Here is an 11,699-nt window from a genome sequence, read left to right on the forward strand (position 1 = left end):
CAAATGAATTCAAATTTAACAACCCTGGATGCGGCTGTTTTCGGCATCTATATATTAGGAATTGTAGCATTGGGCATCTTCGCCTCCCGCAAAGCCAGTCAGTCTAAAAGGGATTATTTTCTGGCAGGGGATAAATTGCCCTGGTGGATGATAGGGGGAAGTATTATTGCTGCCAATATCAGTAGTCATCAGCTGGTAGGTGTGATGGGCGTTGCATTCAGTGCCGGTTTTGTAGCTATTGTTATAGAATGGGGCGCAATCCTCATCGGCTTTAATGCTTTGCTGTGGATCTTCCTGCCTTTTTATCTCCGCAATGGTTTTTATACGATGCCGGAATTTTTACAGAAACGTTTTGGGGGGGCGGCACGTACTACCTATTCGGTGCTGGTATTGCTGACCTATGTTTTTGTGGAGATCAGCGCGGTACTTTATCTCGGTGCTATTTCATTACATTCCCTGTTAGGCATTCCGGTGGTTACCAGTGTGTTGGTACTGGCCGTGAGTACAAGTATATATACCATAGCGGGCGGATTAAAGGCAGTGATCTGGACAGAAATGGTGCAACTGGCGGTATTGATGATGGGCATGATCGTTTTATCCTTTACCACCATTCATGCTGCAGGCGGAGTAGATGCGGTACTCGAAACGAGCAAAGATTGGAAATTGATGCTGCCTGCCGATAATCCTGATTTTCCCTGGACGATGTACCTGGGAGGGTTGTTATGTATCAGTGTATTTTACAATGCTACCAACCAGTTTATTGTGCAGCGGACACTGGCTGCAAAAAATGAGTGGCATGCCAGGATGGGAGTGATCTTTGCAGACTATCTTAAATTCCTGATTCCGTTGTTGATTATAGTGCCTGCATTGGTGGCGCCTAAATTATTTCCGCATCTGGATAAGCCGGATCTGCTCTTTGCCACACTGGTGGAAAACCTGCTGCCTGCAGGGCTGGTGGGCCTGGTGATGGCCGGGCTGATAGCAGCAGTGATGTCTCATCTGTCAGGTGCTATCAATTCCTGTACTACTATCCTGACCATTGATGTGTATCTGCCTTATATAAAACCCCAGGCTACCGAAAAACAGTCTGTCCGCTTCGGGAGATTAAGTGGTGTGGTGATTATCCTGCTGGGCATTTTCTGCACCAGTTTGCTGGCCTTGTATTCAGAAAAGCCCATATTCATCTATCTGATGAATGCGTATGGTTTATTCACACCGGGTATTGCTACCATGTTTTTACTGGGAATACTCTGGAAACGTACTACCCATGCCGGGGCATTAGCGGCGGGTATTTTAACGATCCCATTATCGCTTGTAATAGAGTTTATCTTTCCTGCAATGCCTTTCTTTAACCGTACCGGCATTGTGTTCTGGACATGTATGGCAGTGTGTGTAGTAGTGAGTTTGCTAACCAAACCTAAACCTGCAGCAGAACTGGAAGGGCTGATCTGGAATAAGAGCAGTTTATCCCTCCCGGCAGAACAGCGGACACAGCAGCGCGGACTACGTAACCCATTTATATGGTGGGCTATTATTACTGCGCTGGTATTGTACTTCTATATCCGGTATGCATAATATCTGAAAAACTATTATTATCTTTTTGCTTAAATCACCTTAATAGCAACATCATGGAGCAGCAAAAATGGAAAGTGGTATTGGATCACACTTGTTTGTTGGGAGAAGGGCCTGTATGGGATGCAGCTTCTCAAAGTATTCTTTGGGTAGATATTGAACAGGGAGAGATACACCGGTTTTCTCCGGAGCAGAAAGTGCATAAAACGATGAAGATAGGGCAAATGGTGGGTGCTATTGCACCAAGAGCTTCCGGTGGACTGATAGCAGCGTTGCAGGGAAGTTTTGCCACCGTGGATATGGAAAAACAAACCCTTCATCCGATAATAGACCCGGAGATACATTTGCCGGACAACCGTTTTAATGATGGTAAATGCGATCCTGCCGGAAGATTCTGGGCCGGAACAATGGATTATATCAGTGGTAAAAAAGGGGCAGGCAGTTTGTATACATTGCATACAGACATGTCGGTAGTAACCAGGATAGAGGGCGTAAGCTGTTCTAACGGGCTGGCCTGGAGTGCAGATCATCGCACGCTCTACTATATAGACACCCCCACACAGCAGGTGGTAGCGTATGATTATGATCCTGAGAGTGGCGATATCCGCAATAAGCGGGTGGTGATTACTATCCCCGCATCAAGTGGATATCCGGATGGGATGACCATTGATACAGACGGTATGCTATGGGTAGCCTGCTGGGATGGATGGAGAGTATCGAGATGGGACCCTTCTACCGGGAAATTATTACAGGATATTTTATTGCCAGCGGCGAAGATCACTTCCTGCACATTCGGAGGACCAGGGCTAAGGGACCTGTATATTACCTCTGCCAAGACCGGGCTTAACGCACAGCAGCTAAAAGAACAACCATTGGCAGGATCATTATTTGTAATTAAAAACACCGGATTTACAGGACATCTTCCTTTTGCCTTTAAGGGGTAAGCCCGTATTAAGCATTCAGTGTTTGTTTGTATTCCCTTGGGGTCATTTTTTTCAATTTCTTGAACTGGCGGTTGAAGTTGGCCAGATTATTAAACCCGCATTCATAAGCTACTTCAGCAATGCTTTGGTCCTTTTCCGAGATCAGTTTACAGGCATATCCAATTCTCACATTAGTGAGATATTCTACAAAAGTAACTCTGTAATGTTCTTTAAAGAAATTGCAGAAGGTGGTGAGCGCCATATTGGCCAGCCCGGCAATTTCCGGCAATGTAATATCCCGGTCAAAGTTGCGCATGATATATTCCGTTACTTTACTGAAGCGGTCCGAAACATTAAAATGATTGGCCTGTACAAACCCTGGGCTGGCCAGTAATTCGTATTCTGTTGTATTAGCCAGGAGATCGAAGATGGTGAATAGCGCAGATAATCTTTGCAGGCCATTCATGGACAGCATTGCTTTCATCAAGGCATTAATACGGTTTCTGGTATCTCCTTTAATAACTATGCCCTGGTTGGCAGGCTTCAGGAATTTCTGAAACGGCTCCATTTCGGGGATACCCATGAAACTTTCTCCCAGGAAATGTTCGGAAAAGTGGATAACCACTGCATCTGCTTTAGCGTCTGATGTACCGTTGATATACTCAGGATCGTTTACCCATACATGTGGGAGCATGGGGCCCATAAATACCAGGTCTTCCTCTTCGAAATAACCGATATGGTCACCTACCATACGCCTGCCGGTACTTTTAGTAACTAATACTAATTCATATTCCGGATGATAGTGCCAGGGACAGGGAAAAAAAACGCCTGTTTCTCTGAAAACGACAAACGATTTGTCGAAATCCTGTGGTAGTCGCTGTTCTATAGCTTTCATGGCATGCAAAGGTTGATAATACAATAATAAAAAATCCTGACAGCTAAACTTAGTGATGGGCCTATCTCTGAAAAATAGTATTATAAATGTAAATAAAAGTAGGAAGATACGAAAGAGAGGAAAGGTACTTTTGTTAACAATCAACATAATACCTGGAAGTATGAATAAAGTAAAAGTACATCATCCTGACCGCGACCCTTCTTTTGTAACCGGCGCTTATTCTGATGGCGTGATAATAGATGGATTTCTTTTTGTGAGCGGACAGGCAGCCGTTGATTTTAAAACTTCCCGCTTTGTATCAGGCACTATTGAAGAGGAAACGCATTTAACAATGCGTAATATACAGGCCATTGTAGTCGCCGCGGGTGCTACGATGGAGCATGTGGTAAAATGTACTGTTCACCTGGCAGATATAAAGGAATTTGACCGGTATAACCAGGTGTATGCAACGTATTTTCCGGGCATAAAGCCTGCCCGCACTACGGTACAGTCGGTACTGGCCGAAAATATAAAAGTAGAGATTGATTGTATTGTTAAAATGCCTGTCTGATTATTTAGATAATGAGAGCAAAATATATACCCGCTGATATTTGTATTGGAGTAGTAGGCTTGGGCCTGATGGGCAGCAGCATTGTTGTAGCCTTATTGGCAGCAGGGCATCCTGTAAAAGCGATTGCTCCTTTGCCAGCAGAAGAAGCGGAGGCACCAGCACGTATATTGGCACAGTTGCAGCATTGCGCTGCTGCTGGTTTGTTGGAGGCCCCCATCGAAGATTATCAGGCACGATTAATTATTTCGGGAGATTATCATCAGTTAAAGGATTGCAGATTAGTGCTGGAATGTGTGATTGAGAAGCAGGATATTAAAGCACTGGTCTATAGGCGTATAACCGATGTAGTAAGTGATGATGCGGTTATCAGCAGTAATACTTCTGCCATACCGATTAGTGTGCTGCAGGAACAGGTGCTTCATCCGGAACGTTTTCTGGGGATTCACTGGGCAGAACCGGCTTATGCTACCCGTTTCCTGGAAATTACCTGTGGTGTACAAACCGCGGCAAAATACGCAGATTGGGTATATGAGCTTTCACGCTGTTGGGGTAAAGAAGCTACTTTGCTCCGGAAGGATATCCGTGGTTTTATTACAAACCGTTTGATGTATGCAGTATACCGGGAGGCGCTATCCCTGGTAGCTGATCAACGCGCAACATTGGAAGATGTAGATAAATCTTTCCGTTATGATACCGGTTCATGGATAACATTGATGGGAATTTTCCGCCGTATGGACTTTAATGGTATTTCAGACTATGCAGCCATATTCCGTACTATTTTTCCTACACTTAGTAATAGTGAGGAGGTGCCTATGCTGATGCAACGAATGGTAGATATTCATGCCAAAGGTATTCATAATCAGAAAGGATTGTATGAGTATACCGCAGCTGAAGCCAGGGAATGGGAAGCTGCATTTGCATTGTTTAACCGGGACATCTGCCAGCTGGCGGCTTTATATCCGGAAGAGGAGTTACATGCAACAGAAAGTAATGGTCAATCATTGTAAACGGTTTAAAATGTTGGTGCATGGCCACAAATAATTATACGCAGTCGGCTGTATTATTGGAAAGAGCGGCCAAAGTGCTGGCAGGAGGAGTGTCGTCCGAATTCAGAAAATACAATCATCCCCATGCGATCTTTTATACACATGGTAATGGGAGCAGAATTTATGATGTAGACGGGAATGAGTATCTGGACTTTACACTCAGTCAGGGGCCCTTAATTCTGGGGCATTCACATCCGGAGGTATTACAGGCTATTTCGGAATATACCGCTCAGGGGCAGTTGTTTGCCGGTCAGCATCTCCAGGAAATAGAACTGGCAGAAAAACTGCAGCAACTGATTCCTGCTGCCGCACGCATGCGGTTTTGCCTCGATGGCTCTGAAGCAGTGCATACTGCATTCAGGATAGCCAGGGCTAAAACCGGGCGGCAAAAATTCCTGCGTTTTGAAGGGCACTATCACGGGTGGCTGGATAATGTATGCTGGGGAATCGGAAGCCCATCTTTGGACGCTTTGGGCAGCAGGGAAGCACCGGTAGTACATCCCTGGTCAGATGGGCTATCCGCATTGTCGAAAGCAGAAAGTATTGTTTTACCCTGGAATGATCTGGCTTTACTTGAAAGAACATTGGCAGAAAAATACACGGAGATAGCGGCTATTATTACGGAGCCTGTGATGTGTAACAGCGGGTGTATTTTGCCGGAGGAAGGCTTTTTAGAAGGAATACGTAGGCTCTGTGACAAATATGGCATTACGCTGATTTTTGATGAGGTGATTACCGGCTTCCGCTTATCACTGGGTGGTGCACAAGCCTATTATCAGGTAGTGCCCGATCTGGCCATCTTCGCCAAGGCCATCGGCAGTGGCTATCCTATCAGCGCTATCGTAGGAAAACAGGCCTGGATGGAACTGGTGGCAACGGGACAGGTAATTCATGCGGGGACAATGAATGCAGGAAATGCTACTGTTGCCGCTGCATTAGCCACTATCCGTATACTGGAAAGAGACCAGGTACATGAGCGGTTGTTCCGCTATGGACAGCAGTTGATGGAGGGGTTGCGGGAGGCAGCCACAGCTGCGGGGCATCATTTGCTGGTACAGGGGCCCGGTCCCATGTTTCATACCGGGTTTACTCACCTGACCAGTGTGAAAGATTACAGGGACAGCCTTAGCTATGACAAGGTAAAATTGGGAAGGTTTATAGCAGGCATGCATGATAGCGGTATCCGTATTATTGGCAGAGGGCTATGGTATATCAGTGCCGCACATACGGAGGAAGATATTAAACAGGCTGTCGCCACTGCAGCAGCGGTGCTTCGTAAAATATAGTACTTGTTTTTCAGGCAATCACAGGGGGTTACAACTGTAGCATACCTTTAATTAAGTGTAAGATGATGTTTAATAAAGAACGGGTACTGATAGCTGGAAAGGGACGGATGGCATACAGTATGGCAGTATGTCTTTTGCAGGCCGGACATCCGGTAATCTTGTATACTGGTGATCCGGTCAGCGCCTGGGAACAGATACTATTACATCTGGCTGATTTGCGAAAGTGGACAGGGAGTAATGTTGTTCCCGATGCACTTCAGTTGGCAGAAGCGTGGCCATATGGGGCGGCACTGCAACTGGCCATAGGCATTACGGGTGAAAACGTGGAGGAGAAGCAGCAGTGCATCGCAGGTTTGGAACAATGTGTGCACCAGGATGGGATCATTACCATTAACACGGAAAGTATCCCCTTGAGCAGCTTGCAGGAAGGCACGCGCTATCCGGCACGGATACTTGGGGCCAACTGGGCAGAGCCGGTACATACTACTTACTTCCTGGAGTTGATTGCAAACGGGCAATGTGACAGCAGGTATATTGACCGCTTTTATGAACTGGCAAAAGTAAATTGGAAAAAAGATCCTTATATTATTGCAGGGGATACTGGTATCAGGGCACGACTAATAAGTGCTATGACAAGGGAAGCATTTTATCTGGTGGAGAATGGATATGCTTCCGTAGAAGATATTGACCGGGCCTGCAGGAATGACGCTGGATATTATCTCCCTTTTGCGGGCAATTACCGGTATATGGATCTGATGGGCACCTATGCTTACGGGGTAGTGATGAAAGAATTGAACCGGGAGTTGGCAAAAGAACAGGAAGTACCTGTTTTTTTTAAAGAGATTATCGCAGCGCAAGGGGAAGGAATGGTAAATGGAAAGGGGTTTTATAAATATACTCCGGCGCAGGCCGCGCGATGGGAAATGTTGTTCCGTCGCTTCAGCTATCAGATAAAAGCGATTATAGAACGGTACCCTTTTAATTATAAACAGGAAAAGCAGCAGATAGATACTAAAGTAAAATCCTTATGAAGCGAAGGCTCATTATAGATGCACATCTGGACCTGGCAATGAATGCCATGGAATGGAACAGGGATCTGACACGCCCATTGGCGGAGATCCGTGACCGGGAAATGCATATGAAGGATAAACCTGACAGAGGAAAAGGCACCGTGTGTTTGCCTGAACTGAGGAAAGGACGGATAGGGCTGGTGGTGGCTACGCAATTGTCGCGTTTTACACCACCTGGCAGTAGTTTACAGGGATGGCACTCTCCACAGCAGGCATGGGCAAATACCCAGGCACAGCTGGCATGGTACCGGGAAATGGAAGCGCTGGGAGAGATGATACAAATCACTGACAGCGCGCGACTGGATGCTCATCTTGCTTTGTGGGAAGATCTTACCATCGCTGATGAACAGAAACCAGTGGGTTATATTTTGAGCCTGGAAGGAGCAGACTCCCTGGTAGATCCTTCTTATATACATCGTGCCTATGCCTATGGGGTGCGTGCAATAGGGCTGTCGCATTTCGGGCCTGGGAGGTATGCTCCGGGAACAAAAGCAACCGGTCCGCTGACATCATTGGGCGTGACATTACTAAAAGAAATGCGCGGCCTTAACATCATATTGGATGTTACCCACCTCACAGATGAAGGGTTTCAGCAGGCATTGGATATATATGACGGGCCTGTATGGGCCAGCCATCATAATGTAAGGAAGATAGTACCTACGCAGCGACAGCTTACAGATGAGCAAATTAAGCAGCTGATAACAAGAGGAGCTGTAGTAGGTGGTATGCTGGATTGCTGGGCAATGGACCTGCGTTTTATCGATACCGTATCAGATCCCTGGCAGTTGAATATAAGGCTGGAAAACCTGGTAGATCACTGGGATCATATTTGCCAGCTGGCTGGTAATAGTTTGCATGTGGCTATTGGCAGTGACCTGGACGGGATCTTCGGCACGGAGCAGGCACCCTGGGACATGAACACTATTGCCGATCTGCAAAAGTATGAAGCTATTTTAGTGAACCGGGGTTATACACAAACGGACATTGATAACATCTTTCACAACAACTGGCTGAGGTTTCTTCGGAAGGCCTGGAGCTGATACAGCGGGAACCATTTATTGAAAAATAGAAAAGAATGAGGGCATCATCATTTTATGCAGGAGCAGCGGCAGTAGAGGTTACGCCTCCGCTGGGCACATTGATCAACGGAGATTTTATTGCACATTATGCGCGGTATGTACATGACCCGCTTTATGCAAAAGCGCTGGTATTAAAGCAGCCCAATGCAATGGTGGCTATAGTAGTGGTAGATATTTGTGCCATGACAGCCCCTTTTCTGGATGATATTAAAGCGGTTATTTTTCAACGTACGGGCATTCCAGTTGAAAACATCCTTATTTCAAGCACACATACACATGCGGCAGGATCGGTTACGGATGTGCATCTTAGTGGAGCTGACCTGGGATATCGTCAACAGTTGCCGGGCCTGATTGTACAGGCGGTAGTAGCTGCCTGCGAGAAACTGCGTCCTGCTAAATTGGGCTGGGGTGATGTGGATGCACCGGAACATATGGTGTGCCGCAGGTACCGGATGCAGGAAGGTTATCTCGCATATAACCCTGTAACGGGCATGGCAGATGAGGTGAAAACCAACCCAGTGGGTGATGAGAAAATGATCATGAACCGGGTAGCTGTACCTGACCCACAGCTGAGTTATCTGGCTATACAGGGAACAGATAGTAGCTGGATCGCTCTGTTAGGAAACTATGGATTGCATTATGTGGGAGATTGGGAAAATGGGACATTATCCGCTGACTACTTTGGCGTATTTTCCCGTCATATGCGGGAGTTGCTACAGGCTGATGATAATTTTATAGCCATGATGAGCAACGGCACCAGCGGGGATGTGAATATCTGGGATTTCCTGGATGATACGCGTTATCCCAAAGCGCATTTTAAGAAAAGTGAAATGATAGGAAACGCCCTGGCCCAAAAGGTATTCCATTCGGTAAGTGAAATAATATGGGAGGATGATCCGGTGTTGGCAGCATTGTATGATACTGTACCTGTAACCGCACGAAAGCCTGCTGCTGCCGAACTGGAAGAGGCAAAACGCCGGGTAGCACAAACTGCTTATGAAAATATTGAAGCGAATGGAGAAGGCCTGAAAAGTATTTACGCCAGGGAACAGGTATTGCTGAATGAGTATCCTGATCAGCTGGGTTGTCAGGTACAGGCCTTACGTATAGGCAGTGGTGTAATTGGAGGTTTAGCCGGAGAGTTTTTTGCATCCACCGGATTATGGTTAAAGGCGCAAAGCCCGATAAGGTATTTTACCATCAGTCTGGCCAATGGTAATGCGGGTTATGTTCCACCAGCACATGAAATGGCAAAGGGAGGTTATGAAACCTGGCGATGCAGGATCAGTTGTCTGGAAATAGCGGCGGAAGATATCATCAGAAAAAGACTACTGCAAATGATACAGCAGCTGGCATAATATATTCACCTTTAATTCATGTTATGAAAAAGCGCTTCTTTGTTATTATTATTTTATGCTTCCTACAGACTACCACGTTTGCGAATGAACCTGTAATAAAAGTTACCAGGATATGGAATGAAGCCCCACATAATGCATTTACCGACCTTATCCGGTTCAAAGGAAAATTTTATTGTGTGTTCAGGGAAAGTGCCGCACATGTTCCAAGGAAGCGGGAAGAGGATGGTAAGATTCGCGTGCTGGTTTCAGAGAATGGAGAACAATGGACTTCCCTGGCTTTATTATCTGAAAATGGGTATGACTACCGGGACCCTAAACTGTTTGTGACCCGTAAGGGAAAACTAACAGTATTGATAGGCGCTTCTGTTTATGAGGATGGTAAGTTTGTTAGTCAGCATAATTATGTAGCCTTTCTTGATAAAGCCGGCAAAAACTTTTCAAAACCTGTAGCGGTCCAGCTGGATAAATCAGTGGCAGCAGGCAACAACTGGCTTTGGCGGGTTACCTGGCAAGGGAAAGCAGGATATGGGGTGATGTATCAGATGCAGCAAAATGCGGGTCCGCGTACAGCCAGGCTTTTCCTGATGAAAACCACAGATGGTATCCGTTATTCATTGGTAACACCGCTGGAGGTAAATGGATTTCCGAATGAGTCCACTGTATTGATGCAGCCGGATAAAGAAATGCTGATAGTAGTAAGAAGAGATAGTGCCAGTGCCACCAGTGGTAAGATGGGACGCAGCAAGCCCCCTTATACACATTGGGAATGGGCAGATATGGGTATCCGGCTGGGAGGGCCTAATATGATACGTACAGCGGAGGATGCACTGCTGCTGGGTACCAGGTGCTACAACGAAAAACAGCAGCCATATACCGGCATTTTATCTGTAGATGCGTCCGGTAATCATGCCCCATTAATCAGTTTGCCAAGTGGAGGAGATAACAGTTATCCGGGTATGCTTGTTTTGGGAGATACCTTATGGGTATCTTATTATTCCAGCCATGAAGGTAAGGCAGGTATTTACCTGGCACAGATACCAATGCGTGAAGTACATCCAATGAAAACTAAATAGGGACGTTATGGAACATGCATATCATAATTTGTTTGGCGTACAGGACAAAGAAATATGGGTGATTGGGGGAGCTGGTTATCTGGGACAGGCAACAGTATCACTATTGGCTGCCGGAGGTGCAAAGGTGCTCTGTGCTGACCTGGAACAACGGGCGGATAGCTTTTTGAAAACAGCAGCACTGGAAAATAATGTAACACCGGCCACACTGGATGTACGGGATGAAAATGCGATTAAACAATTTGTAGCACATCAGGTAAATAGCAGAGGGGTACCTCACGGACTTGTTAACCTTACTTATACGTCTACCGCAAAAAGTATGGAAGAGCTTACGGGACAGGATTTTGATGATGCAAATCACGGAGGACTTACTGCTACTTTTTTACTGGCCAGGGAAGTAGGGAGGGAGATGGTAAAAGCAGGCAGGGGCAGTTTGGTATTATTTTCCAGTATTTATGGATCGGTATCACCTGATCCTGCAGTGTATGAAGCCCCCATGAATAAAAATCCGGTAGAATACGGTGTAGGGAAAGCGGGTATTATCCAGCTTACAAGATACCTGGCTGTACATTGGGGAAAAGCGCAGATACGTTGTAATTGTATTTCACCGGGGCCATTTCCGAATCCCCGTGTACAGGAGGAGCATACTGGTTTTGTAGACCGTCTGAGAAGGAAAGTTCCCATGAACAGGGTAGGTCAGCCTGCGGAGATAGCTGGTGCAGTGGCGTTTCTGTTATCCGATGCAGCTGCTTATATCACCGGACAAAACCTGTTTGTAGATGGGGGTTGGAGTAGTTGGTAAATGCCTGTAATTAAATGAAGCGCAGTTCTGAAAAATAGTATTATAAAT

Annotated in this window: 11 protein-coding genes; 10 read left to right on the forward strand and 1 reads right to left on the reverse strand. The window is 46.1% G+C overall.

Translation table 11 applies throughout. From position 1 onward, the window contains the following. The first annotated feature begins 3 nt into the window (after positions 1–3). Entirely contained in the window at positions 4–1,575 is a 1,572-nt protein-coding gene (locus ABR189_RS01465) for an SLC5 family protein (protein WP_354658658.1), read from the forward strand. A 53-nt stretch (positions 1,576–1,628) separates the two neighbouring features. Next, positions 1,629–2,516: an SMP-30/gluconolactonase/LRE family protein gene (locus tag ABR189_RS01470; protein ID WP_354658659.1), complete on the forward strand. Its 888-nt coding sequence runs from the start codon at positions 1,629–1,631 to the stop codon at positions 2,514–2,516. A 7-nt stretch (positions 2,517–2,523) separates the two neighbouring features. On the opposite strand, the gene ABR189_RS01475 is transcribed toward ABR189_RS01470, so the two are convergent. After that, positions 2,524–3,390 (reverse strand): AraC family transcriptional regulator, encoded by an 867-nt coding sequence (locus ABR189_RS01475; protein WP_354658660.1) that lies wholly within the window; start codon positions 3,388–3,390, stop codon positions 2,524–2,526. A 160-nt stretch (positions 3,391–3,550) separates the two neighbouring features. Between ABR189_RS01475 and ABR189_RS01480 the strand changes: the two genes are divergently transcribed. The 8 genes from ABR189_RS01480 (at position 3,551) to ABR189_RS01515 (ending at position 11,651) form a co-directional block, all read left to right on the forward strand. Further along, a complete protein-coding gene (locus tag ABR189_RS01480; RefSeq protein WP_354658661.1) occupies positions 3,551–3,940 on the forward strand; it encodes a RidA family protein in 390 nt (129 codons plus the stop codon). An 11-nt stretch (positions 3,941–3,951) separates the two neighbouring features. After that, positions 3,952–4,947: a 3-hydroxyacyl-CoA dehydrogenase family protein gene (locus ABR189_RS01485; protein ID WP_354658662.1), complete on the forward strand. Its 996-nt coding sequence runs from the start codon at positions 3,952–3,954 to the stop codon at positions 4,945–4,947. 20 nt (positions 4,948–4,967) lie between these two features. After that, positions 4,968–6,272 (forward strand): aspartate aminotransferase family protein, encoded by a 1,305-nt coding sequence (locus ABR189_RS01490; protein ID WP_354658663.1) that lies wholly within the window; start codon positions 4,968–4,970, stop codon positions 6,270–6,272. Positions 6,273–6,334: 62 nt separating this feature from the next. Then, the gene (locus tag ABR189_RS01495; RefSeq protein ID WP_354658664.1) at positions 6,335–7,303 is read left to right on the forward strand and encodes a 3-hydroxyacyl-CoA dehydrogenase family protein; all 969 of its coding nucleotides are present in this window, start codon (positions 6,335–6,337) and stop codon (positions 7,301–7,303) included. Continuing rightward, entirely contained in the window at positions 7,300–8,382 is a 1,083-nt protein-coding gene (locus ABR189_RS01500; protein WP_354658665.1) for a dipeptidase, read from the forward strand. Before ABR189_RS01495 ends, ABR189_RS01500 begins: the two co-directional genes overlap by 4 nt. A gap of 35 nt (positions 8,383–8,417) precedes the next feature. Then, positions 8,418–9,779 carry a hypothetical protein gene (locus ABR189_RS01505; protein WP_354658666.1) on the forward strand — a complete coding sequence of 454 codons (1,362 nt, stop codon included), beginning with the start codon at positions 8,418–8,420 and terminating at the stop codon, positions 9,777–9,779. Positions 9,780–9,802: 23 nt separating this feature from the next. After that, positions 9,803–10,852, forward strand: a complete 1,050-nt coding sequence (locus tag ABR189_RS01510) for a hypothetical protein (RefSeq protein WP_354658667.1) — start codon at positions 9,803–9,805, stop codon at positions 10,850–10,852. Between the two features lie 7 nt (positions 10,853–10,859). Then, on the forward strand, positions 10,860–11,651 hold the full coding sequence (locus tag ABR189_RS01515; protein WP_354658668.1) for an SDR family oxidoreductase: 792 nt from the start codon (positions 10,860–10,862) through the stop codon (positions 11,649–11,651). The last annotated feature ends 48 nt before the right edge of the window (positions 11,652–11,699 follow it).

It is taken from the genome of Chitinophaga sp. H8, from assembly GCF_040567655.1.
In the GTDB taxonomy this organism is placed as follows: domain Bacteria; phylum Bacteroidota; class Bacteroidia; order Chitinophagales; family Chitinophagaceae; genus Chitinophaga; species Chitinophaga defluvii.

Coding starts and splice junctions, on each gene's coding strand:
- ABR189_RS01465 (WP_354658658.1), top strand. CDS start 4: ATGAATTCAAATTTAACAACCCTGGATGCGGCTGTTTTCGGCATCTAT.
- ABR189_RS01470 (WP_354658659.1), top strand. CDS start 1,629: ATGGAGCAGCAAAAATGGAAAGTGGTATTGGATCACACTTGTTTGTTG.
- ABR189_RS01475 (WP_354658660.1), bottom strand. CDS start 3,390: ATGAAAGCTATAGAACAGCGACTACCACAGGATTTCGACAAATCGTTT.
- ABR189_RS01480 (WP_354658661.1), top strand. CDS start 3,551: ATGAATAAAGTAAAAGTACATCATCCTGACCGCGACCCTTCTTTTGTA.
- ABR189_RS01485 (WP_354658662.1), top strand. CDS start 3,952: ATGAGAGCAAAATATATACCCGCTGATATTTGTATTGGAGTAGTAGGC.
- ABR189_RS01490 (WP_354658663.1), top strand. CDS start 4,968: ATGGCCACAAATAATTATACGCAGTCGGCTGTATTATTGGAAAGAGCG.
- ABR189_RS01495 (WP_354658664.1), top strand. CDS start 6,335: ATGATGTTTAATAAAGAACGGGTACTGATAGCTGGAAAGGGACGGATG.
- ABR189_RS01500 (WP_354658665.1), top strand. CDS start 7,300: ATGAAGCGAAGGCTCATTATAGATGCACATCTGGACCTGGCAATGAAT.
- ABR189_RS01505 (WP_354658666.1), top strand. CDS start 8,418: ATGAGGGCATCATCATTTTATGCAGGAGCAGCGGCAGTAGAGGTTACG.
- ABR189_RS01510 (WP_354658667.1), top strand. CDS start 9,803: ATGAAAAAGCGCTTCTTTGTTATTATTATTTTATGCTTCCTACAGACT.
- ABR189_RS01515 (WP_354658668.1), top strand. CDS start 10,860: ATGGAACATGCATATCATAATTTGTTTGGCGTACAGGACAAAGAAATA.